26 protein-coding genes are annotated in these 24,062 nt (G+C 35.6%); 20 read left to right on the top strand and 6 right to left on the bottom strand.

Annotation, left to right across the window (positions count from 1 at the left end; genetic code table 11):
* Nucleotides 1-108: 108 nt before the first annotated feature.
* Together ACMGE9_RS05675 and ACMGE9_RS05670 are read left to right on the top strand one after the other, a co-directional pair.
* Nucleotides 109-444, top strand: coding sequence for a hypothetical protein (locus tag ACMGE9_RS05675; protein WP_414044267.1), 336 nt, complete (start codon nt 109-111; stop codon nt 442-444).
* On the top strand, nt 425-709 hold the full coding sequence (locus ACMGE9_RS05670; RefSeq protein WP_414044266.1) for a hypothetical protein: 285 nt from the start codon (nt 425-427) through the stop codon (nt 707-709). Before ACMGE9_RS05675 ends, ACMGE9_RS05670 begins: the two co-directional genes overlap by 20 nt.
* A 36-nt stretch (nt 710-745) precedes the next feature.
* Here ACMGE9_RS05670 and fdhD read toward each other — a convergent pair whose 3' ends face one another.
* On the bottom strand, nt 746-1,537 hold the full coding sequence (fdhD, locus tag ACMGE9_RS05665; protein ID WP_414044265.1) for a formate dehydrogenase accessory sulfurtransferase FdhD: 792 nt from the start codon (nt 1,535-1,537) through the stop codon (nt 746-748).
* Nucleotides 1,538-1,769: 232 nt separating this feature from the next.
* Between fdhD and ACMGE9_RS05660 the strand changes: the two genes are divergently transcribed.
* From ACMGE9_RS05660 to ACMGE9_RS05610, 11 genes are all read left to right on the top strand, one after another.
* A complete protein-coding gene (locus ACMGE9_RS05660; RefSeq protein WP_414044264.1) occupies nt 1,770-5,444 on the top strand; it encodes a nitrate reductase subunit alpha in 3,675 nt (1,224 codons plus the stop codon).
* Complete coding sequence (gene narH, locus ACMGE9_RS05655) at nt 5,434-6,984, top strand: nitrate reductase subunit beta (protein WP_414044263.1); 1,551 nt, start codon at nt 5,434-5,436, stop codon at nt 6,982-6,984. Before ACMGE9_RS05660 ends, narH begins: the two co-directional genes overlap by 11 nt.
* Entirely contained in the window at nt 6,977-7,555 is a 579-nt protein-coding gene (gene narJ / locus ACMGE9_RS05650; protein WP_414044262.1) for a nitrate reductase molybdenum cofactor assembly chaperone, read from the top strand. The genes narH and narJ overlap by 8 nt, the downstream gene beginning before the upstream one ends.
* Entirely contained in the window at nt 7,548-8,222 is a 675-nt protein-coding gene (gene narI, locus ACMGE9_RS05645; protein ID WP_414044261.1) for a respiratory nitrate reductase subunit gamma, read from the top strand. Before narJ ends, narI begins: the two co-directional genes overlap by 8 nt.
* A gap of 18 nt (nt 8,223-8,240) precedes the next feature.
* Nucleotides 8,241-8,711 carry a GAF domain-containing protein gene (locus ACMGE9_RS05640; protein WP_414044260.1) on the top strand — a complete coding sequence of 157 codons (471 nt, stop codon included), beginning with the start codon at nt 8,241-8,243 and terminating at the stop codon, nt 8,709-8,711.
* Nucleotides 8,701-9,741 (top strand): sensor histidine kinase, encoded by a 1,041-nt coding sequence (locus ACMGE9_RS05635; RefSeq protein WP_414044259.1) that lies wholly within the window; start codon nt 8,701-8,703, stop codon nt 9,739-9,741. The genes ACMGE9_RS05640 and ACMGE9_RS05635 overlap by 11 nt, the downstream gene beginning before the upstream one ends.
* Nucleotides 9,742-9,751: 10 nt before the next feature.
* On the top strand, nt 9,752-10,402 hold the full coding sequence (gene nreC, locus ACMGE9_RS05630; RefSeq protein WP_414044258.1) for a nitrate respiration regulation response regulator NreC: 651 nt from the start codon (nt 9,752-9,754) through the stop codon (nt 10,400-10,402).
* A gap of 11 nt (nt 10,403-10,413) precedes the next feature.
* Complete coding sequence (locus ACMGE9_RS05625) at nt 10,414-10,920, top strand: hemerythrin domain-containing protein (RefSeq protein ID WP_414044257.1); 507 nt, start codon at nt 10,414-10,416, stop codon at nt 10,918-10,920.
* A gap of 169 nt (nt 10,921-11,089) precedes the next feature.
* Entirely contained in the window at nt 11,090-12,247 is a 1,158-nt protein-coding gene (locus ACMGE9_RS05620) for a nitrate/nitrite transporter (RefSeq protein WP_414044256.1), read from the top strand.
* 11 nt (nt 12,248-12,258) lie between these two features.
* Nucleotides 12,259-13,260 (top strand): ThiF family adenylyltransferase, encoded by a 1,002-nt coding sequence (locus ACMGE9_RS05615; protein WP_414044450.1) that lies wholly within the window; start codon nt 12,259-12,261, stop codon nt 13,258-13,260.
* A gap of 10 nt (nt 13,261-13,270) precedes the next feature.
* Nucleotides 13,271-13,777 carry a MogA/MoaB family molybdenum cofactor biosynthesis protein gene (locus ACMGE9_RS05610; protein ID WP_414044255.1) on the top strand — a complete coding sequence of 169 codons (507 nt, stop codon included), beginning with the start codon at nt 13,271-13,273 and terminating at the stop codon, nt 13,775-13,777.
* On the opposite strand, the gene moaC is transcribed toward ACMGE9_RS05610, so the two are convergent.
* A complete protein-coding gene (moaC, locus tag ACMGE9_RS05605) occupies nt 13,778-14,254 on the bottom strand; it encodes a cyclic pyranopterin monophosphate synthase MoaC (protein WP_414044254.1) in 477 nt (158 codons plus the stop codon). It abuts the gene before it with no gap.
* A gap of 64 nt (nt 14,255-14,318) precedes the next feature.
* Here moaC and glp point away from each other — a divergent pair, with 64 nt between their 5' ends.
* The 7 genes from glp to ACMGE9_RS05570 all read left to right on the top strand — a co-directional run bounded on the left by glp (nt 14,319) and on the right by ACMGE9_RS05570 (nt 19,591).
* The gene (gene glp, locus ACMGE9_RS05600; RefSeq protein ID WP_414044253.1) at nt 14,319-15,566 is read left to right on the top strand and encodes a gephyrin-like molybdotransferase Glp; all 1,248 of its coding nucleotides are present in this window, start codon (nt 14,319-14,321) and stop codon (nt 15,564-15,566) included.
* Complete coding sequence (mobB, locus tag ACMGE9_RS05595; RefSeq protein WP_414044252.1) at nt 15,560-16,063, top strand: molybdopterin-guanine dinucleotide biosynthesis protein B; 504 nt, start codon at nt 15,560-15,562, stop codon at nt 16,061-16,063. Before glp ends, mobB begins: the two co-directional genes overlap by 7 nt.
* Nucleotides 16,050-16,490 carry a molybdenum cofactor biosynthesis protein MoaE gene (locus tag ACMGE9_RS05590; RefSeq protein WP_414044251.1) on the top strand — a complete coding sequence of 147 codons (441 nt, stop codon included), beginning with the start codon at nt 16,050-16,052 and terminating at the stop codon, nt 16,488-16,490. The genes mobB and ACMGE9_RS05590 overlap by 14 nt, the downstream gene beginning before the upstream one ends.
* Before the next feature lie 5 nt (nt 16,491-16,495).
* Nucleotides 16,496-16,729, top strand: coding sequence for a molybdopterin converting factor subunit 1 (gene moaD / locus ACMGE9_RS05585; RefSeq protein WP_414044250.1), 234 nt, complete (start codon nt 16,496-16,498; stop codon nt 16,727-16,729).
* A complete protein-coding gene (locus tag ACMGE9_RS05580) occupies nt 16,730-17,362 on the top strand; it encodes a molybdenum cofactor guanylyltransferase (RefSeq protein ID WP_414044249.1) in 633 nt (210 codons plus the stop codon).
* Entirely contained in the window at nt 17,340-18,353 is a 1,014-nt protein-coding gene (moaA, locus tag ACMGE9_RS05575; RefSeq protein ID WP_414044449.1) for a GTP 3',8-cyclase MoaA, read from the top strand. Before ACMGE9_RS05580 ends, moaA begins: the two co-directional genes overlap by 23 nt.
* 224 nt (nt 18,354-18,577) lie before the next feature.
* A complete protein-coding gene (locus ACMGE9_RS05570) occupies nt 18,578-19,591 on the top strand; it encodes a fatty acid desaturase (RefSeq protein WP_414044248.1) in 1,014 nt (337 codons plus the stop codon).
* 37 nt (nt 19,592-19,628) lie between these two features.
* Here the strand turns inward: ACMGE9_RS05570 and ACMGE9_RS05565 are convergent, their stop codons facing one another.
* The 4 genes from ACMGE9_RS05565 to ACMGE9_RS05550 all read right to left on the bottom strand — a co-directional run bounded on the left by ACMGE9_RS05565 (nt 19,629) and on the right by ACMGE9_RS05550 (nt 23,967).
* Nucleotides 19,629-20,672: an SDR family oxidoreductase gene (locus ACMGE9_RS05565; protein ID WP_414044448.1), complete on the bottom strand. Its 1,044-nt coding sequence runs from the start codon at nt 20,670-20,672 to the stop codon at nt 19,629-19,631.
* Nucleotides 20,673-20,753: 81 nt separating this feature from the next.
* The gene (locus ACMGE9_RS05560; protein WP_414044247.1) at nt 20,754-21,929 is read right to left on the bottom strand and encodes an MFS transporter; all 1,176 of its coding nucleotides are present in this window, start codon (nt 21,927-21,929) and stop codon (nt 20,754-20,756) included.
* 1 nt (nt 21,930) lies between these two features.
* Nucleotides 21,931-22,374, bottom strand: a complete 444-nt coding sequence (locus tag ACMGE9_RS05555) for a MarR family winged helix-turn-helix transcriptional regulator (RefSeq protein ID WP_414044246.1) — start codon at nt 22,372-22,374, stop codon at nt 21,931-21,933.
* 141 nt (nt 22,375-22,515) lie between these two features.
* Nucleotides 22,516-23,967, bottom strand: a complete 1,452-nt coding sequence (locus ACMGE9_RS05550) for an NAD-dependent succinate-semialdehyde dehydrogenase (RefSeq protein ID WP_414044245.1) — start codon at nt 23,965-23,967, stop codon at nt 22,516-22,518.
* Nucleotides 23,968-24,062: the final 95 nt, after the last annotated feature.

The raw sequence follows: 24,062 nt of genomic DNA, 5'->3' as shown, positions 1-24,062 counted from the left end.
TTTTTTCTTGTATATAAAAGGAAATATTATGTACTTCGTGATAAAATTAAATGAAGAGTATCACGCTTACGTTTTTCCTATAAAATATATGAAAGAGTGGGAAATATATTGGAAACTTTAGTGATAAGTTTTTCGAGTAAAGATGTGGTGTCAGTGAACGGTTTAGATGAGCGTGTTCCCGATGTACTATTAATAAAAGCATGGTATGCATCAGTGCATAATGTGAAGAGAAAAGATAGTCACCATGCGAAACAATTAATTGCGCGTAACGAAGTGGTTACGAATAAAGAATATTGTGTAGAAATTAAATTAATTGATGAGCGTACAATCAAACATTTCGACCAATATACATATGAAATGAGTTATTTCTTAGAAGGTGTATTAAAAGCAACTGTGATTTCAACATATTTAGAAGAGGTGTCCTATGCAGTTTCAAATCACTGAGGATGAACTGAGCAATTATTGGAGTACGATATTAGGTAAGAAAAATATAAGTAAAAGTAGTGTTGTTCCAGGTAACTTAGTAATGCATAAAGTTATTACGATGCTTAATATACCGGAAGTATTATCTAATCAAGCGACTTTCAAAAATGATGTACTCGTTAATGAGTTACTTTTCTTAGATTTATTCCAGGCGAACGATGTCATTGAATATAAAGTGACTTACGGTAGACAGTTAAAACTAGCTGGGACAATACAATTAAAATAAAATCCTAAACTTCTATTTAGAGGTTTAGGATTTTATTTATTCGGTGACAATTCTCTCAGGATGGCTATAGACATTAAATGTGTCGTTGCGAACGAAGCCAACAGCAGTAATATTTAAATCTTTTGCAAGACCAATTGCTAAATCCGTGGGAGCAGATTTACTTATTATGATTCCAACACCAATCTTTGAAGCCTTGATTAAGATCTCTGAAGAAATTCGGCCGGAGAAGATTAACACTTTATCTTTAATTGGAATATTATTTAATATACAGTGTCCGTAAAGTTTATCTAGTGCGTTATGTCTTCCAATATCATTGCGATGTAAATAAAAGTCTTTGCCGTCACTAATAGCTGCATTGTGTAAGCCGCCAGTCACTTTAAAGTCGGTGCTTTGGCTTTGCATCGTATGCATTAAATGAAAAATCTCATTCGGTGAAATGGTACGTACCGTTGTTGCTACTTTAGCTGCTTTCATATCATTAATGAAATAGAACTGACGACTCTTACCGCAACAAGAACTGATCATACGTTTCGTAAATTGTGCTTGAGTTGTGTCCACTTCATTTGTGAGTTCAATATGACACAGTCCCTTTGAGTCATCTAAATGGAAGTTTTTAATATCTCTATGCTTTCTAATAACCCCTTCGGAAGCTAAAAATCCCAATGCAAGTTCTCGTAAATACTTTGGTGTACAGACAATTGTTGCGAATTCTTCTTTATTCACATATAGCGTGAGGGGAAATTCGTTTGCAATTGTGTCTTCTATTTGAATGAGTTTACCATCTATGTATTTAATGATTTGCTTCTCTTGATATACATCATGTGTCATAAAATCAACTCCTATCTATATTATATAACAGTGTTCCAAAAATAGAATGTTTAAGTGATTATTATGTCTATTTAACTTTAATTGAATGTTCACAATGTTACTAATCAAAATCTAATTCAATCATTCTAGGGATTCCCCTACATGCTTAGGGAAATCCCCAATACCAATCTATTGTGAATAGTTTCATAATCTATGGTAAGAGGGCAAATCTGTAACAAAAGGAGTGTTATGAATGGCAATTGGTACTGGGTTACGTTTTTTTAAACCTACTGAAAGATTTAACGGTAATTGGTCAGTGTTAGAAGAGAAGAGTCGTGAATGGGAAAAGGTATACCGTCAACGTTGGAGTCATGATAAGGTCGTACGTACGACGCATGGTGTTAACTGTACGGGTTCATGTTCTTGGAAAGTATTCGTTAAAAACGGGATTATCACATGGGAGAATCAACAAATCGATTATCCATCATGTGGACCTGATATGCCTGAATTTGAACCACGTGGATGTCCACGTGGAGCATCATTCTCATGGTACGAATATTCACCTTTACGTATTAAATTCCCATATGTTCGTGGTGTGTTATGGCGATTATGGCAAGCAGCTTTAGAAGAATATGGAGATCCAGTCCGTGCATGGCAATCTATCGTTGAAGATCCTGAGAAAGCACGCAGCTACAAACAAGCACGTGGTATGGGTGGTCATGTGCGTGTGACTTGGAGAGAAGTAACTCAATTGATAGCCTCTCAATTGATCTATACAATTAAGAAGTACGGTCCAGACCGTATCGCTGGATTCACGCCAATCCCTGCAATGAGTATGATTAGTTATGCTGCAGGTGCGCGTTTCATCTCATTACTTGGTGGAGAAATGTTATCATTCTATGATTGGTATGCAGATTTACCACCAGCGTCACCTCAAATTTGGGGTGAACAAACAGATGTTCCAGAATCAAGTGACTGGTATAATGCAGGATACATTATCATGTGGGGTTCTAACGTACCATTGACTCGTACGCCTGATGCTCACTTTATGACAGAAGTACGTTACAAAGGGACAAAAGTTGTTTCTGTGGCGCCAGACTATGCAGAAAATGTGAAATTCGCTGATAACTGGTTGGCACCAAATCCAGGAACTGATGCTGCACTTGCTCAAGCAATGACGCACGTGATTCTAGATGAATTCTATGAACAAAGACAAGAACCAATGTTTATCAACTATGCAAAACAATATACAGATATGCCTTTCTTAATCATGTTAGACGAACATGAAGATACTTTAAAAGCAGGACGTTTCTTACGTTCAAGTGATTTAGGCGACACAAGTGAACATAGTGAGTGGAAACCCGTTGTATTCGATGATATTACTAAACAAATCGTTGTACCTAATGGAACAATGGGGCAACGTTGGGAAAAAGATGTGAAATGGAATATCAAATTAGAAACGGCTGATGGTACAAAGATTGATCCTTCAATGTCTATTAAAGATAATGGTCATGAAGTGATTGAAATTGCTTTCCCTTTCTTCGATAACGCAGGTAATGGTACTTTCAAACGTCCAATTGCAGCGAAGAAAGTTACATTAGCAAATGGTGAAACGAAATATGTTGCTACGATTTATGATTTAATGTTATCTCAATACGGTGTTAACCGTTTCAATACTGATTTAGAAGCAAAAGGTTATGATGATGAATCTTCAATCTACACGCCAGCATGGCAATTAAAAGTAGCCGGTGTGAAACCATCAGTTATCGTACAAATCGCGCGTGAGTTTGCACAAAATGCAATTGATACTGGCGGTCGCTCAATGATTATTATGGGTGCAGGTATTAACCACTGGTTCAACTCAGATACAATTTATCGTTCAGTATTAAACTTAGTAACTCTTTGTGCTACGCAAGGTGTTAATGGCGGAGGCTGGGCACACTATGTTGGACAAGAAAAATGTCGTCCAATTGAAGGTTGGTCGACAATTGCATTCGCAAAAGATTGGTCAGCGCCACCACGTTTACAAAATGCTACGAGTTGGTTCTATTTCGCGACAGACCAATGGAAATATGAAGAAGCAGGTGTCGATACGCTGACTTCACCATTAGCAGATAACGTGAAATACAAACATCCAGCTGATTACAATGTATTAGCTGCACGTTTAGGATGGTTACCATCTTATCCACAGTTTGATAAGAACAGTTTATTATTTGGTGAAGATGCACGCGACGCAGGAAACTTTACGAATGAAGAAATATTAAAACGTGCTGTTGAATCTGTGAAATCACGTGAAACAAAATTTGCAGTAGAAGATCCTGATGCGAAACAAAACCATCCGAAAACATTATTTGTTTGGCGTTCTAACTTAATTTCAAGTTCCGCAAAAGGGCAAGAGTACTTCATGAAGCATTTATTAGGTACGAAACATGGCTTACTTGCTGAACCAAATGAACGTGAAAAACCAGAAGAAATTACTTGGAGAGAAGATACTGAAGGTAAATTGGATTTACTTGTAGCACTTGATTTCCGTATGACAACAACGCCTTTATACGCAGATGTTGTTCTACCGGCAGCAACTTGGTACGAAAAACATGACTTATCTTCAACAGACATGCATCCATTCGTACATCCATTTAATCCTGCGGTTGATCCACTTTGGGAATCAAGAAGTGACTGGGATATTTACAAATCAATTGCGAAGACATTTTCTGAAATGTCAGAACGTCACTTACCAGGTACATTTAAAGATGTAGTAACAGCACCACTTGCACATGATTCACAACAAGAAATTTCTACACCAATGGGAATTGTTAAAGACTGGACAAAAGGTGAAGTCGAACCTATTCCAGGTAAGACAATGCCAGGATTTGCAGTTGTGGATAGAACTTTCACTGATGTTTATGACAAATACGTCTCAGTCGGCCCGTTACTTGAGAACGGTAAAGTTGGTGCCCACGGCGTTGCGTTTAGCGTTAAAGAACAATACGACGAGTTACGTTCAATGGTAGGTACTTACGAAGATGAAACAGTGAAAAATGGTAAACCAAGAATTGATACAGCAAAACGTGTCGCAGACGTTATTTTAAATGTATCATCTGCAACAAACGGTCAAGTTTCTCAAAAATCTTATGCGGATTTAGAAGAACAAACAGGTGTTGAATTAAAAGATATTTCATCAGAACGAGCAGCAGAAAAAATTACGTTTGCAAATATTACTGCACAACCTCGTGAAGTTATTCCAACAGCTGTGTTCCCAGGGTCAAATAAATTGGGGCGTCGTTATTCACCATTTACAACAAATATCGAACGCTTAGTACCTTTCAGAACTTTAACAGGCCGTCAAAGTTACTATATTGATCATGAAGTATTTCAACAACTTGGTGAAGCATTACCAGTTTATAAGCCAACACTACCACCAATGGTATTTGGCACTAAGGATAAACAAATTAAAGGTGGCGTAGACAGTTTAGTATTACGATATTTAACGCCACACGGTAAGTGGAATATTCACTCGACATATCAAGATAACCTTCACATGTTAACGTTATTCCGCGGAGGTCCAACAGTTTGGATTAACAATGAAGATGCAGCACAACATGAAATTTACGACAATGATTGGTTAGAAGTATACAACAGAAATGGTTTGGTTACGGCGCGTGCGGTTGTTTCTCACCGTATGCCACGTGGCACGATGTTTATGTACCATGCACAAGACAAACATATTCAAACACCAGGTTCTGAAATTACAGACACACGTGGTGGTTCACATAATGCACCAACGCGTATTCATTTAAAACCAACACAACTTGTTGGGGGTTACGCTCAAATCAGTTATGGATTTAACTACTACGGACCAATCGGTAACCAACGTGACGTTTACGTTGCTGTTCGTAAGATGAAGGAGGTAGATTGGCTTGAAGATTAAAGCTCAAGTTGCAATGGTAATGAATTTAGATAAATGTATCGGTTGTCATACATGTAGTGTTACATGTAAGACAACTTGGACAAACCGTCCAGGTGCTGAATATATGTGGTTTAACAACGTAGAAACGAAACCGGGTATTGGTTATCCGAAGCGTTGGGAGGATCAAGAGCAATACAAAGGTGGTTGGCAATTAAGCCGAAAAGGCAAATTAGAACTCAAATCGGGATCTAAACTTTCTAAAATAGCTTTAGGAAAAATCTTCTACAATCCTGATATGCCCGAAATGAAAGACTACTATGAGCCATGGACATACAACTATGCAGACTTAACAAATGCGAAAGAGAAAAAACATTCTCCAGTTGCACGTGCCGAATCTTTAGTAACAGGTAAGAAAATGGACTTAGAATGGGGTCCAAACTGGGAAGATGACTTGGCTGGAGCACATATTACAGGACCAACTGACCCGAACATCGAAAAAATTGAAGAAGAAATCAAATTTAATTTCGAACAAACTTTTATGATGTACTTACCAAGACTTTGTGAACACTGTTTGAACCCAAGTTGTGTCGCAAGTTGTCCAAGTGGCGCAATGTACAAACGTGATGAAGATGGTATCGTACTCGTTGACCAAGATGCATGTCGTGGATGGCGTTATTGTATGACGGGTTGTCCTTACAAAAAGGTTTACTTCAACTGGAAAACAAACAAAGCTGAAAAATGTACGTTCTGTTTCCCACGTGTTGAAGCAGGATTACCAACAGTATGTTCTGAAACTTGTACTGGACGAATGCGTTACTTAGGTGTGTTATTATATGATGCAGATAAAGTGTTAGAAGCAGCATCTGTAGCTGATGAAAAGGATTTATATCAATCCCAGTTAGATCTATTCTTAGATCCCCATGATCCGGAAATTATTGCACAAGCGGAACGAGATGGTATTAGCTTAGAATGGATTGAAGCAGCACAAAATTCACCAGTATATAAATTAGCGATTGAGTATAAATTAGCATTTCCTTTACACCCGGAATATCGCACATTACCAATGGTTTGGTATTGTCCACCACTTAGCCCAATCATGAACTACTTCGAAGGGAAAGATTCAATTAAGAACCCAGATATGATTTTCCCTGCAATCGAAGAAATGCGTCTACCAATTCAGTACTTAGCAAACATGCTAACAGCAGGAGATGCTGAAACAGTGAAACAGGCTTTACAAAAAATGGCTATGATGCGTAGTTATATGAGAGCAATCTCAAGCGGTAAAGACTTCGATGAAACAAGACTTGCCCGTGTTGGTTTGACAGCACAACAAGTGAAAGCTATGTATCGTTTACTTGCTATTGCGAAACATGAAGATCGTTTCGTAGTACCAACATCACATAAAGAAGGCTACGTGAATACTTATAGCGCTCAAGGTGGCGAGGGCTATACAAGTGACAATTTTGGAGTAGATTGTGATGGTTGTGGTCCAGTACCAGCAGGCAAAACAGGAAAAGAAGTTTATGAAGATAACTTCTATGGAGGGATTTGGCGTGATTGATTTAATAAAATTATACGAGTATAAAAAGTCATTCGGATTTTTTAGCCACCAACTTGTATATCCAGAGAAACTAAATTTTCACCCGAAAGCATTTGAAGGTGTATTTGATGAAGATCATCCTGCGTATGAAGCGGTTAATCAATACTGGACAGACATGCATGAGATAAGCCTTTCAGAAATTCAGGAAGTGTATACCTCAACATTTGATTTTGAGAAAAAAACAACACTTTATATGACTTTTGTGAAGTTCGAAGATAAAAAAGAACGTGGACAAATGTTAGCAAGATTAAAAGTATTATATGAAATGTTTGGTTTAGAAATGCCATCTTCAGAATTATCGGATTTTCTACCGCTTATGTGTGAATTTATTTATGCGGCAGAGTGGCGAGGAGACGACAGAGCTGAAGAAAGCATGCAACTTGTATTAATGGTAATTGAAGATGGGACATATAATTTACTTAATGCATTAGAACAAATTCAAAGTCCATATTACAATTTAATTCTTGCTATTCGTGAAACATGTAAAGCATGTTTATTAGCAGATGAAAAAGAGGTGTCGTCACATGCTTAACCAATTACTTTGGGTTATATTCCCTTATGCATGTATCGCAATATTTATTATCGGTCATATTTTTAGATTTAAATACGATCAATTCTCGTGGACAGCGAAATCGAGTGAGTTTGTTGAAAAGAAACAATTGATGTGGGGGAGTATTCTATTCCATTTAGGGATTATTCCTGTTATTATGGGGCATGTAGTTGGACTTGGTATTCCTGCAGATTGGTTAAGAGCAATCGGTATTAACGATCATCTTTATCATATCGGTGCTGTTTATATTGGAAGTATCTTTGGTATAGTTACATTAATCGGTATGTTATTACTTACAGCACGCCGTATTACAAACCAAAGTGTAAGACATTTAAGCTCAGCTTCAGACATTTTAGTTAACTTATTATTACTTGTCATCGTTTTTTTAGGTTGTTATTCAACAATCGTTACAAATGCAACAACACCAGACTTTGACTATCGTGCAACTATTTCAGAATGGTTTAGAGGGTTATTAATTTTAAGACCACAAGCTGAATTTATGTTAGATGTACCATTAGCATTTAAATTGCACGTTATCGCTGGTTTCTTAATTACAGCATTATGGCCGTTCACACGTTTAGTGCACGTTTGGAGTGTGCCAGTGAATTATGTTGGCCGTAGCCATATCATTTATCGTAAACATAAATAATTGTCAGGAGGGATAAGCATGGATACTATAATGAAACATAATTATCAGGGTGAAGTGAATCGATTAAGAGATAAACTAAATGTTGATTTTGTAGGTCTTGCAATGCCTTCTGATTTGATCTCACAAACGGATATTCATTGGACATTTGTTTCAGGTGCAATGAATGAACGTTATAAAAAAATAGAATTACAAAAAGGAAAAGGAATCGCCGGATTTGTGCTCAAATCTGGCCGTTCTTGGATTGAATTAGATGTATCTACAAGTAGTATTGCAACGCATATATTTGATTTTCCAATCGTTCGATTTGAAAGATTGACGAATTTTATGGCACTCCCACTTTGGAAATATAATAAAGTTGCAGCGGTACTATTGATTGGTAATAGAGAGAAAAAGCCATTCAGTCTTGCGATTTATGAAGAAGTGAATATTGAACTAGATAAAGGATTTGGTGCGTTTTACCGTAAGGATGTGATTAATAGTGTCACATAGTATAAATAAATTTAATCCCAATTTATTAGAAGAGTTGATTAAATATTATTATAATGATACTGAAGAATTAATCATTTTCATTAATTCGGATAATTCAATTCTCACAATGAATGATGCAGCGAAAAGAGTCTTGAATTACAAGGAGAATTTAGATGCACTACTTGAGAGCTTCTGTTCGACATGTATGGGATATACAAATGAACATGCATTAATGACGTGTATGAATTGTTTTATGCAAGAAGATAGAAGCAATCAATCATTTCAGTTATTCCTGAAAAATGAAATGGGTGAACCAGTTGCATATTCAGCTTCATTTGTTGTGTTAAAAGATATACCAAATGTCAAAGTATTAACGTTACAAAATGTATCACCACAACTCCGAACGCAAGAAATACTTCACCAAAAAACAATCACACAAAAAATCATTAATGCTCAAGAGAATGAAAGAAAAAGAATTTCTCGTGAATTACATGATAGTGTCGTTCAAGAATTATTAAATGTAGTTGTAGATTTACGCTTAATTAAGTACAAAAATGACGAAGAATTAGATAAACATGTGCAACTGATTGAAGGATCAATGTCTCGTTTGATGAATGATATACGTAATTTATCACTAGAACTTAGACCTTCTTCCCTCGATGATCTTGGGCTCGTCGCAGCATTTCGATCACACTTTAAACAATTAGAGAAGAATTACGGTCTTGAAGTTCATTTTGATAACAACATTTCTTCTGAGCGATTTTCAAGTGAAATTGAAACGGCAGTGTATCGTATTACACAGGAGGCGATACTGAATGCTTTAAAATATGCAAATGTAGACGAAGTGAATGTACTAGTTCAAAAAGAATTAAACGAACTGATTGTTGAAATTAGTGATAATGGAGATGGATTTGAAATTGGCCAAACACCACAGGGGACAGGGCTTGGGCTTTTTGGAATGCAAGAGCGAGCAGAGATTGTAAATGGCACAGTAAAAATTAACAGTGAGAAAGGTAAGGGGACTTTTATTACGCTAACCATCCCACTGTAGGGGGATTATCATGAAAATAGTAATTGCAGATGATCATGCAGTCGTCAGAACTGGTTTCTCTATGATTCTGAACTATCAAGAAGATATGGAAGTTGTTGCAACAGCTGCTGATGGATTAGAAGCTTTTCAAGTTGTAGCTACTCATAAACCAGACGTATTGATTATGGATTTAAGTATGCCGCCAGGAGAATCTGGATTAATTGCGACTGGAAAAATTAAAGAAGCGTTTCCAGAAACAAAGATATTAATCCTTACGATGTATGATGATGATGAATATTTGTTCCATGTCTTAAAAAATGGAGCGAATGGTTATATCTTAAAAAATGCACCAGATGAAGAACTTGTTCAAGCTGTTAAAACAGTTTATGCAGGAGATACTTATATCGATCCTAAAATGGCAACATCACTTGTCCATGAATTGATTCATCATGACAATGAATATTCAGCTAAGAATGATCATCTAAAAATATTATCAAAAAGAGAATTAGAAATTTTGCCTTTAATCGCAAAAGGTTATGGTAATAAAGAAATTGCAGAAATGCTGTTTGTATCGGTGAAGACGGTAGAAGCACACAAAGCAAGAATTATGGATAAGTTACATTTAAAATCAAAGCCAGAACTTGTTGAATATGCATTAAAGAAAAAATTATTAGACTTTTAGGACGTGGAGACATGCAACAATTCCAAACAAAGATGAAGGCACTGCGTGTATTAGAGAATGAACACATGCTCATTAGAAGCTTAATGCATGAATGGTTTAGTGAAATGCAAATTATTAAGACATGTGCACCTTTAGCGCGATTTGAGCACGTAAATAATATACGTAAACTAATCATGACATTTATTCCAGTGTTAATTAAGCATCAAGAAAAAGAATCGCGCTTTTTCTTTCCTATTTTAGGTTCGTATATTGGGACTGATCAGGGACCAATAATTACAATTGAAGCGGAACATGACGAAATGATGCAATACTTTGATCACTTTTTAGAAGTGACGAAAGTGATGAATTATGAAGTGGATGATATTCCACTGATAATGCAGGATCTAAACGAAGGTTATGAAATCTGCATGGTACATATGTATAAAGAAGAGAATGTACTATTCCCAATGGCAGAAAAGGTGTTTAAGATTAAGGATGAAGATACTTTGTTAGAAGTAGTTAAAACGAAAATTATATAGGAGTTTGACGTAGGAGGAATATTGTCGTCCTACGTTTTTTTTATTGTCGATAAACGATATAGGGAAACTTCCTACATCATAGGGGAAATCCCCAATTCAAACCCTATATGAAAAAGCTTAGAATAAGTTTGTATAAATAATCACAAACTTATGAAAAAGGGTGAATCGTATGAACAAAGCTTCAGGTAAAGTGCAGTTAACTCTGCAAACGTTCAGTTTATTAGCTGGATTTATGGCATGGACAATTATCGCTCCATTATTACCGTTTATGTCACAAGACTTCTCAATTCCAGAAAGTCAAAAAGCGATTATTTTAGCAATTCCAGTCATTTTAGGGTCAATATTACGTATTCCATTGGGTTATTATGCTAATTTGATTGGTGCGCGTAAAGTATTCTTAGCAGCATTTGTATTCTTATTAATTCCTGTTTTCTTACTAAGTATGGCGCAATCTACTACTATGTTAATGATTGCAGGGCTATTCCTAGGGATAGGTGGTGCAATCTTCTCAGTAGGTGTAACAAGTGTACCGAAATACTTCCCTAAAGAAAAACATGGCTTAGCCAATGGTATTTATGGTATGGGGAACATCGGTACTGCAGTATCCGCATTCGCAGCACCACCGTTGGCAAATGCAATTGGTTGGAGTAACACGGTTAAATCATATTTAATTGTAATGGCATTATTCGCGTTACTCAATTTCTTATTCGGTGATAAAGATGAGCCGAAAGTCAAACAACCATTAATGGATCAAATTAAAGGTGTGTTACCTGAGTATAAATTATACTTATTGAGTTTCTGGTACTTCATCACATTCGGTGCGTTCGTAGCATTCGGATTATTCTTACCTAACTTCTTAGTCAATAACTTTGGTCTTGATAAAGTAGATGCTGGTATGCGTACAGGTACGTTTATTGTCTTAGCAACTGTACTACGTCCTATCGGTGGTATTTTAGGGGATAAATTACGTGCAATGGATGTATTAAAAGTTGTGTTTGTAGGTTTAATCATCGGTGCAGCAATGCTTTCAATTAACCATGAAATCTTCTTCTTTACAGCAGGATGCTTAATCATTTCTGCCTGTGCAGGTTTAGGTAACGGATTAATCTTTAAATTAGCACCGACATACTACTCGAAACAAGCAGGTATAGTTAACGGTATTGTATCAATGATGGGTGGCTTAGGAGGATTCTTTCCACCTCTTGTAATTGCAGCATGTGCAGCTAACTTTGGCACAAACAAACCGGCATTCGCATTCCTCGCAGTATTTGGTATAATTGCCTTAATAACAATGTTCTGGATGGACAAAAAAGAAGGCAGAAAGTAAAGAACTGAGGTATAGTCATGATGAGATACGATAGACAAATTAAATTTTATGGGATTGGTGACAAAGGCCAGTCATTAATAGAAAACGCAACGGTTGGGATTGTAGGATGTGGTGCATTAGGAACACATCTAGCAGAATCTATTGCAAGAAGTGGCGTAAAAAAGATTGTTATCGTCGATCGTGACTATGTTGAAGTTTCAAATTTACAACGTCAATCACTGTTTAAAGAAGTGGATGCAGAAAGTAGCACGCCAAAAGTCGTTGCTTGCGAGCGCGAACTCAAAGCTATCCGCAGTGATTTGGAAATTGAAACATATATCGCACATTGTGATACGTCGCTTCTTGAAGCGGCGTTTTTGCAATGTGATTGTTTATTAGATGCGACAGATAACTTTGAAACCCGCCTTGTAATAAATGATTTTTGTTACAAATATAATATCCCTTGGATCTACGGTGCTTGTGTAGAGTCTACATATGTTGCTTGTCCGTTTATACCCGGTGTCTCTCCTTGTTTTAATTGCGTGATGGGGATACTTCCAGTGATGAATCGAACATGTGATACAGTGGGGATTATAGAGCCAGCGGTGAATTTAGCAACCAGTTATCAAATGATGTACTGTATGAAAATATTAAGTAAGACACCATTTGACGCGAAGTTAGTTTTTGGGGATGTGTGGCAAATGGATCATACCGCATTAAAGATTTCTAAGATGTTTAATACAAACTGTACCACTTGTGGTGACAGTAAAACATTCCCGAATCTATCATTTAAACAAAGTGAAACAATGCTTTGTGGACGAGATACTGTTCAATTTTCAACGCTTAATTTCACTGAAGAAGAATTAATCAATCATTTAGAAAGTCATAATATGAGATATGCAATTAATCCTTATTTCATAAGATTTAATTTTTCGGGGCACCCTATGATATGGTTTAAGGGTGGAAGATTATTAATTCATGAAGTGAAGACAGTCAATGAAGCAAAAAAAATATATCATCAATTATTTGGCTAGGAGGATTTATATGAGTAATGAACATGATAACATCGAGCGCAAAGCATTAAAAGTAGGTGTGATTACAGTCAGTGACACACGTGACTTTGATACAGATAAAGGCGGCAAAGCTGCCATTCAACATTTAGAGGACATCGGAATTTCGGTTGACAAAGCACATTATTCAATCGTAAAAGACGATCAAGCCGATATACGCAAAGCAATTCAGTATTTATTACACGATAAAGTTGATGTAATTATTACGACTGGTGGTACAGGTGTTGCTAAGAGAGATGTAACAATCGAGGTTGTAAAATCAGTGATTGACAAAGAAATGGAAGGTTTTGGTGAGATTTTTAGATTTTTAAGTTATACAGAGGATGTTGGAGCACGTGCAATTTTATCTCGTGCATTATGTGGTACGAAAGACAATACAGTAATTTTCTCAATTCCAGGTTCAGTAGGTGCTGTTAATTTAGCAATGAAAAAGCTCATTACACAACAAATTCATCATATTGTGCATGAGCTTAATAAATAATTAACGTTTGAAGTCACCATTTTTACCACCAGATTTAGATGCTAAATAAGTTGGACCTATAATCATTCTTTTATCAACAGCCTTTGTCATATCATAAATGGTAAGTGCTGTTGCACTCGCACCCGTTAAAGCTTCCATTTCAACACCAGTTTGACCGGTTGTTTTAACAGTGCACGTGATTAAAATTTCATAGCCGTCTGTTGTATCCCATTCAAATGCGATATCAATACCACTTAAGTTGAGTGGATGACACATCGGGATAATTTGCGCTGTATTTTTTGCAGCCATGATACCTGCAACTTGAGCAACGCCTAGGACGTCACCTTTCTTATTTTTATGATTTATAATTTGGTCGCGAATAATTTCATTTACTTTAATTGAACTTTTAGCAACAGCAATACGTGTAGAAATCTGTTTATCTGAGACATCAACCATTTTCGCGCGGCCTTGGTCATTAAAGTGAGTCAATTCGTTCATGGAATTACTTCCTTTCCTATATACTTATATATATAATACTATATTTTTAAAGCAGGAGGATACTATGTTAGAGAAAAGAACACCGATACCTGTCAGTGAAGCAATGGAAAAGTGTATTCAGAACACACGACAAAAAGAAATCATCGATATTAATTATTTAGATAGCTTAAACTATGTACTTGCTGAAGATATTATCGCAACGTATGATATTCCAATGTTTAATAAGTCTCCGTATGACGGCTTTGCGATTCGTAGTGAAGCAAGTGACGGAGCAAGTGGGGAAAAACGCATTGCCTTTAAAGTGATCGATCACATTGGTGCCGGTACTGTAAGTGAGAAAGCAATAAAAGGTAATGAAGCGGTGCGCATTATGACGGGTGCCAAAATCCCAAATGGAGCGGACAGCGTTGTAATGCTTGAACAAACTGTGGCAACAGATGATGGTTTTACGTTAAGAAAAACATTTACTCAAGGCGAGAATATTTCATTCCAAGGTGAAGAATGCAAGCGTGGTGATGTTGTGATTCAGCGTGGTACAGTCATCAATGCAGGTGTGATTGCTGTACTTGCAACATTCTCATATGCAACAGTTAAAGTTTATCAAAAACCTAGTGTAGCGATTATTGCTACGGGTAGTGAACTCGTGGATATTAAAGAAAAGCTTGTACCAGGAAAGATTAGAAACTCAAATGGCCCAATGATTATGGGGCTTTGTAAAGATATGCATATTGAAGTGAATAGTTATCATGTCAAAGCAGATGACTATGATGTTCTATTCAAAGTGGTAGAAGAGGCAATACAACAACATGATATTGTCATTACAACGGGTGGCGTCAGTGTTGGAGACTTTGATTATATGCCGCAAATATATAAAGATTTAAAAGCAGAAGTATTGTTCAATAAGATTGCAATGCGCCCTGGTAGTGTGACGACTGTTGCTGTAAGTGATGATAAATTTTTGTTTGGTTTATCGGGTAATCCAAGTGCATGTTACACAGGATTTGAATTATATACGCGTCCAGTGATTCACAAGTTGATGGGTGAAACTGAAGTTTATCCTACGTTTGTAAAAGCGACTTTATCTGAGGACTTTACAAAAGCAAATCCTTTCACTCGTTTCATTCGTTCAGATTTAGATTTCAAAACGATGACCGTTAAACCGAGTGGTTTTAATAAAAGTAACGCAGTGGTTGCAATTGCAACAAGTAATAGTATGATAGTGTTACCTGGCGGATCAAGAGGGTTCGTTACAGGTGATACAGTTGATGTATTAATCAACCGTTTATCAACAGGTAATGGTGTGCCATGGTAAGTATTTTGCAAGTTGTTGGCTATAAGAAAAGTGGCAAGACAACGACAATGAACACGTTGATTAAACTATTAAAGAGTCAAGGTTTTCATATAGCAGTAATCAAACATCACGGAGATAAAAGTGGTCAAGAAATCGATATACCACAATCACGTGATCATATAACTTATGTTGAAAGTGGAGCAGATGAAAGTATTGTTCAAGGTTATCAATATTTACACAAACTTATCCAAAAAGAAGATGTAAATACATTAGAAAATTTAGAATACATCATCCAACACGAAGTCACGACAAACCCAGATATTATACTCATCGAAGGATATAAACAAGCAAAATATGATAAAATAGTGTTATTTAATAATGTTGATGATGAAAAAGGTTTATCGCAGTTAAGCAATGTTCAATACATGCTGGATACATCGATGGATATTAAAGAAAGCAATAAAAAATTAGAAACTTTTATAAACAAATGGGTGGATGATACACGTGAAACAATTTGAAATTGTAACAATGCCAATAGATGTTGAGCATTACCGAAAAATGACTGTGACACCGCATCAAGGTGCAGTTTGTGTGTTCACAGGTATTGTCCGTGAATGGACGCAAGGGGTTAAAACGGAGTATTTAGAGTATGAAGCATATATTCCAATGGCAGAAAAGAAGCTTAAGCAAATTGGTGATGAAATTAACGATAAATGGCCAGGGACAATCGTGAGTATTGCGCATCGTATCGGAAATTTACAAGTTTCTGAAATCGCAGTCGTGATTTGTGTGTCGAGCCCACATCGTAAAGATAGTTATGCCGCTAACGAATACGCTATTGAAAGAATAAAAGAAGTCGTTCCAATTTGGAAGAAAGAAATATGGGAAGACGGAGAGGAATGGATTGGTGGACAACGTGGCTACCATCCAAATTACAAAGGGTGATAAATATGAAAATATTATATTTTGCACATATTAAATCAAAGGTAAATCGTTCTCAAGATGAGTTTATGTTCAGTGAACCGATAACTGTTGCTGAATTGAAATCGCATTTAGGGAAAACATACCCGAACATTCAAGGAGAATCGTATCAAATTGCAGTGAATGAAGAGTTTGTTAAAGATGATGAAACCATTCACAACACAGATGTTGTAGCACTTATTCCTCCAGTTAGTGGTGGTTAAATGATTGGAGTTATTTTAGCAGGAGGTAAGTCGTCACGCTTTGGTAGTCATAAATCATTTTATCCTTTGGATGATAAACCGTTTTATGAACATATTTATCATGCAATGATTGAGAGTGGTATAGAACGTATTTTACTCAGCTCAAATAAAATGTTATCACAATACTTCATAGACGACATTCAATTACGCGGTTTAAAAATTGAAGTGATTGTTGATGAGGTATCTTACAAAGAATGTGGTCCGTTGTCTGGAATCTATGCTGTCATGCATGCAGTACCAAATGAAGATTATTGTGTGATTTCAGTTGATACACCCTTCATCACACCGGTTGCGATACGTTATTTAATTAAAATGGCTGGGATACATGCTAAGAATGATGCAATTGTTTACCGTGATAATAAACAAATACATCGTACAATAGCAGTTTATCGATATCATTTAATACCGCTTGTAAAACAGTCACTCGATTCAGGCAATCTTGCATTAAAAGCTTTAACAGAAGAAAATACGACATTAATTCATATTAATCGCATTAATAGTACGCCATTTTGGCATGAAAATATAAATACTAAAGAAGATTTGAATCGTGTCTTAAATATAAGGAGTGGATATTATGGGACATATAACAGATAAATTAGGACGCCCAATCCGTGACCTTAGAATTTCAGTAACGGATCGTTGTAACTTTAGATGTACATATTGTATGCCAAAAGAAATATTTGGTGATGACTATGTTTTCTTACCGAAAGATCAATTACTGTCCTTCGAAGAACTTGTTCGATTGTCAAAAGCATATGCCAAACTTGGAGTGAAAAAGATTCGTATTACTGGTGGGGAACCATTATTACGCCGTGACTTACCTGATTTAATTGCTGAACTTAATAGAATCGAAGGTATTGAAGATATAGGACTGACAACGAACGGATTGTTATTAAAAAAGCATGGACAAGCATTATATGATGCGGGATTACGCCGAATTAATGTGTCGCTAGATGCATTAGATGAATCCTTTGAAGAGATTAATGGACGTGGTATTAAAGCAACACAAATTTTAGAACAAATCGATTATGCCGTGTCAGTTGGTCTAGAAGTAAAAATGAATATGGTCATTCAAAAAGGGTTGAATGATAATCAAATGATTCCGATGGTTCAATATTTTAAAGATAAAATGATAACATTACGCTTTATTGAATTTATGGATGTTGGTAATGATAACGGATGGAACTTTGATAAAGTTATTTCAAAAAAAGAAATGATTGAAATTATTTCGGAAAAGTTTGATATTTTACCAGAATCACCTGAATATTTCGGTGAAGTTGCCAAATACTATACACATGATAATGGTGCAAAGTTAGGATTCATAACGAGTGTGTCTGAATCATTTTGTTCAAGTTGCACACGTTCGCGTTTAAGTTCTGATGGTAAAATATTTGGTTGCCTATTTGCGACTGATGGTTATGATATCAAGACGTTTATGCGTAGCGGCGTGAGTGATGAAGCTTTAGAAGAACAGTTAACAAATTTATGGAACAATAGAATTGACCGATATTCTGATGAACGAACGGAAGAAACAGTGAAGAATCGAAAGAAAAAGAAAATTAATATGAATTACATTGGAGGATAAAAATATTTCTATATTAGTATAGCAATAAATTTATATGTATATTGATTATATAACTTCCGAGGTGTTTTAAATAATAGTGAAATAGTATTTGGTCTGATTTTAGGACTAGGTACTATTTTTTATGTTTTATTATTTGAATTAAACGTTTATAATAGGAGAGTAAATACTTTTTGTAACTGATTAGGGAATACTGGCTTCATTATTATTTTATTAAGAGGTGACCTATGGAAAGGGATAAAAAGTTAATGTTAAGAAAAGCAATCAAGCCTTACGAGAAGTCTGAACTTCAGATTAGTATCATACAAATCTTTAATACACTCGTACCGTATATTTTGTGTATTGTATTGGGGATGTTAGCGTACAAAATCACACCGTTTATTTCTATTGCTTTAGGTGTGGTCGGTGCATTCTTCTTAGTGAGAAGTTTTATTATTTTTCACGATTGTTGTCATGGCTCTTTCTTTAAGAATAAGAAGTGGAATGACCGTCTAGGGAATTTCACAGGATTTTTAACGTTGTTTCCATATCAACAATGGAGAAGAGAGCATAATATTCATCATGCAACGAGTGGTAATTTAGATAAAAAAGGTGTCGGTGACATTTGGATGATGACGATTGAAGAATATGAAGCAGCCGATAAGAAGACTCAAATCACTTATCGTTTATATCGTAATCCATTTGTGATGTTTGTATTAGGACCGATTTACTTATTATTTATTTCGAATCGATTCAATCGTAAAGATGCAAGACAAAAGGAACGTATGAATACTTGGTTACACAATTTAGCGATTGTTGTCGTTTATGGTGCAATCATTTACTTCTTTGGTTTAGGTATGTTTGCGGCAGTATTTATTCCGATATTATTTGTCGGAGGGATGTTAGGGATTTGGATGTTCTATATTCAACATACGTTTGAAGAATCATACTTCGAAGAAAATTCAGAGTGGGATTATGTTAAAGCGGCGGTTGAGGGTAGTTCATATTATAAGTTACCGAAATTATTACAATGGCTAACAGGTAATATCGGATTCCATCATGTGCATCACTTAAGCCCTAGAATTCCAAACTATTATTTAGAAAAAGCACATGAAGAAACACCACCATTACAGCATGCAACGACTATTACGTTAAAAACAAGTTTAGAATCAATTCGTTATAAATTATATGATGAGAAAAAGAAAGTGTTCATTACTTTCAAAGAATATTATCAAAACTATGCGAAAAAGAAAACGATATAAATTAAAAAGAGATTTGGCTTATTGGCCAAATCTCTTTTTATGATTTAAAGAATACTTGTATAATATGATCAAGTTGATGAGGTGTTAGTTTTAAAGTATCTTCACCTGTTTTTGAAAGCATCGCTTTAGTGTTTGTTTCATCAAACACCACCGATTTTTTAAAGTATGGTTCAAAGACATCAATGTAGCCATTCAAGATGGCTTCTTGATCATTCATAGAACTTTGTGCACTAGTTGGTGCAACAGTAAGTTGTTTGAAATTTAAGTATTTTTTAATAATTGCTAGAATATCTAAGTTTTCAGGTGGTTCATTATTTGTAATATGATAAATTTTCTTATCTTCGGCATGTGGAATTGCGCGTGTCAGCACACGTACCACATAATCTACAGGAACAAGGTTAGAAGTACAGTTGTTATCAATAAATAATCGGTACGTAATATTTTCGCTTTCAGGATTACGGTCCATCTTACGTTTGAATACTTTTAATGCTTTCATAAAACCGTACATCGTAAATTTGGAGTCAGCTTCACCAGTAACTGAATCACCAATGATGATAGCTGGGCGTAAGATTGATGTTTTCATAGTTGATGCCGCAACTAAGTATTCTGCTTTTACTTTACTTTCCTCGTAAGGATTGTTCGTTTTAACATTAATGTCATGTAATACTTCTTTTGCATCTTCATTTACACCGACTGTATAGGCTGTAGAAACATAAAGAAAATGATTTGAGTTAATTTTTTCAGCAAAGTCCAATGCATGCTTCGTTCCTTCGTAGTTTATCTTGAATAAATCTTCTCTTAGTTCTTCATCAAACTTAACGAGTGCAGCAAGATGGTAGAAGTAATCCATTGTAGGTAGTTGTGCTAATGTTTCAGCATCTACACCGAAGTCAGGTAAGGTGATGTCACCTTTTATGAAGTGTAGCTTGTCTTGATTGTCTTCTGTGATCAGTTTGCTTTTACGATATTCATCGCGGTATAAAATATAAAGTTCGTTTGATTTGTTTTCAAGCAAGTTATTGATGAGTTGTGCCCCAACAAAGCCAGTAGCACCTGTTAAAAATATGTTCAAATTTTTCACATCCATATAATTTTTACGTACTTTCTATTTTGCAATAAAAAAACTATAAAAGCAAAATAAAAACCGCCGAATTGGCAGTTTTTAATCGTATAAATGTGCTTTTTTACCATGTAGAAAGATATATGCTATTAAGCCGATAATTACTACAACACTCATTGCACGATATAACCCATGCATACCAAGTGTCGGAATGAATAATCCAAGGATATATGGACCAAATCCTAATGCAAAGTCTAAGAAGATAAAATAGGTACTAGTTGCAAGTCCCATTTTTTCGTGATCAGTAACTTTAACAGCAATTGCTTGTGCGATAGATTGGAAATTTCCATAACCAAATCCTAAGAAAACTGCACTTAATAATAAAGTAATTGCATTGTGTGTCATACTTAAAGTGAATAATCCTAATACAAAGCTAATAAGTGCAGGAAACATTACAGTATTTGCCCCTTTATTATCCATCAATTTACCAGTGATTGGTCGAGATAATAATACGATTATTGCATATACTAAGAAGAAGAAACTACCTGCTGTGACTAAGTCGTTTTCTTTTGTAAAGAATGAGATAAAGCTTAATACACTTGAATATGCTCCACAACATAGTAATACTACTATTCCGATGGGTACAGCATTTAAGTCGATGTAATCCGTAATACGAATTCCTTTTGGTGCTTCTGATTTCGATTTACGGAATGTGTGGGATACAGTAATCATTGGTAACATACAGCATGCTGCAATAGCCAAAACTAAACAAAAAATAAATAATTGGCGAAACGTAATAAATTGTAATAAAAACATACCTAAGAATGGTCCAACGGCGGTGGCCATTACAGCGCTCATACTAAAGTAACTTATACCTTCTCCGCGGCGTTTCATTGGTGTAATATATGCGGCAATTGTTCCTGTGGCAGTTGAAGCGATACCACACCCCATGCCATTAAAGAAACGTACTGCAAGTAATATTGGGAGATTTAATGCAGCAAAATATAAGGCTGTTGTGATGGCAAATATAACAGTTCCAATAACGAGTATCTTCTTTTGACCTAGGAAATCTATATTTTTTCCTGCCCAAAATCTTCCGAATAAACTTCCTACGATAAATATTCCAGAAACGAGTCCTGCTGTACTAGTAGAAACATGATATTCCTCTACAGCAAATGTGCTGATTGTAACCAGTAATAAAAACATTGATAACATAATAATAAAATTAATTAAAGAGACCATAATAAAGCGTTTGGTCCATAGTTTGTCTTGTTCCAAATTAATCTTCCTTTTCTTTTAGAGTTAGTAAATTATTGTATAACTTTGCGAGGTCACTATTGATTTGTTTAATTGTGTCGTTTGAAATTGATGTAGTAAGTGAGTCTTGCGTATCATGAACCATATTCATAACTTCTTGATATGTTGTGATACCTTTAGGAGTAGGTAATAACTTTTTTTTTCGTTTGTCAGTACCAGGATGTGTTTCAATAAATTGATGTTCCAGGAGATATTGAATGAGTTTTGTCGCAGTAGGTTTTTCAATATGACGTAATTTAGATATTTCGACAAGGGTAATGCTATCAGGAGCATGCTGCACGATAATCTTTAGGACTAACCACTGGGCAGATGAAAGTTGAAAGGTGGATAGTTTTTTATTCATTAGGTCTAAATACTGTCTGCGAATATTCACAATATAATCAAAAAGCTGGGCGGATTCAGTCATTATTATTCACTCTTTCTTAATAGTTAGTAAAGCTAACTTTATTAGTATAGTGGAAATAGAGAGGATTGTAAACATAATAAATTATATTGTTAAATTGACAGCACATAAAAAAGAGCCGTCAGTGACAGCTCTTTAAATATATTATTCAAACTTTGTATTAACAAATTTAGCAGTGACATATTCTTTTATACCTAAGTGAGAATTCTCTCTGCCGAAGCCAGATTGTTTTACACCACCAAATGGTGTCTCTGGATTAGATATTGCTACAGAATTAATACCTACCATACCATATTCAAGTGAACGGCCAAGTTTATTGATAGCTGAACCATCCTTGGCATAGGCATAACTTGCAAGACCATATTCACTATCATTGGCCATTTCAATGGCTTCATCTAATGATGTAAAAGTTATGATAGGTATCACAGGACCAAATGTTTCTTCATAGAAAATATCCATTGTCATATTTACATGATCTAAAATCGTAGGCTGGAAGAAAAATCCTTTATCGTATTCTTCACCCTTTAAGCGGTGCCCACCTGTAACGAGTGTTGCTCCTTTATCGGTAGCATTGACAATTTGCTTTTTAATTTTATCAATCGCATCTTCACGAATTAAAGGACCTACGTTTGTATTTTCTTCTAATCCATTACCCACTTTAAGAGCTTCTACTTTTTCAGTCAGTTGTGATAAGAAATCTGCTTTGACTGATTCATGTACAAAGATTCTGTTAGGTGCAATACATACTTGACCGTTGTTTCGGAATTTTGCTGCCATTAAACCTTCAACTGCAGCTGTTACGTCAGCATCTTCATGAACTATAAATGGAGCGTGACCGCCAAGTTCAAGGGAGATTTTCTTTAATGTATCAGCTGATTGAGCATATAAAGCTTTACCGATGGGTGTTGAACCCGTGAAAGTTATTTTTTTCACTAGTTTAGATGAAGTAAAAGCTTCACCGATTTCTTTTGAACTACCCATGATGATATTGGCAACTCCTTTAGGCAGTCCTGCTTGCTCAAATAATTCAAAAATTGCTAATGCTGAGAGTGGTGTATCACCTGACGGCTTAAGTATAACAGTGTTACCTGCGGCTAGTGCGGGTGCAATCTTACGTGTAATCATACCTGAAGGGAAGTTCCAAGGTGTAATCGCGCCGACGACTCCGATTGGTTCATAAACGATTTCATATTTATGGTCGTTAGGAGCCGGAATTGTTTCACCATACAATCGACGTGCTTCTTCAGCATTCCATCTAAAACTTTCAGCGCCACTCAATACTTCAAGACGAGACTCTTTCAAAGGCTTACCTTGTTCAATTGTCATAATTTCAGCTAAACGGTCAGCATTTTCTTCTAATAAGTCTGCAATTTTGTGTAAATATGCTGTACGTTCTTTTAATTCTAATGCTTTCCATGGCTTGAATGCATTGTATGCGGCTTGAATAGCATCTTCAACGTGTTGTTCAGTCGCTTGAGCGATATCAGCAATAACTTGGTTTGTAGCAGGGTTAATAAGTTCTTTATAATCACTTGGTTGAACCCATTCACCATTAATATATAAATCTTTTTTTACATTATTAATTGATTCAGTCATAAATATCCCTCTTTCTGATTTATAGTATAGTTATATTTTCCCTTGAGTAATGGAGTTAAACAAGTGATATGCATTGTAAATTATTGTATACTAGT

It is taken from the genome of Macrococcus animalis, from assembly GCF_047425875.1.
Lineage (GTDB): Bacteria > Bacillota > Bacilli > Staphylococcales > Staphylococcaceae > Macrococcoides > Macrococcoides animalis.
Note: the sequence above shows the minus strand (reverse complement) of the source record. Positions and strands in the feature narration are given on the sequence as shown.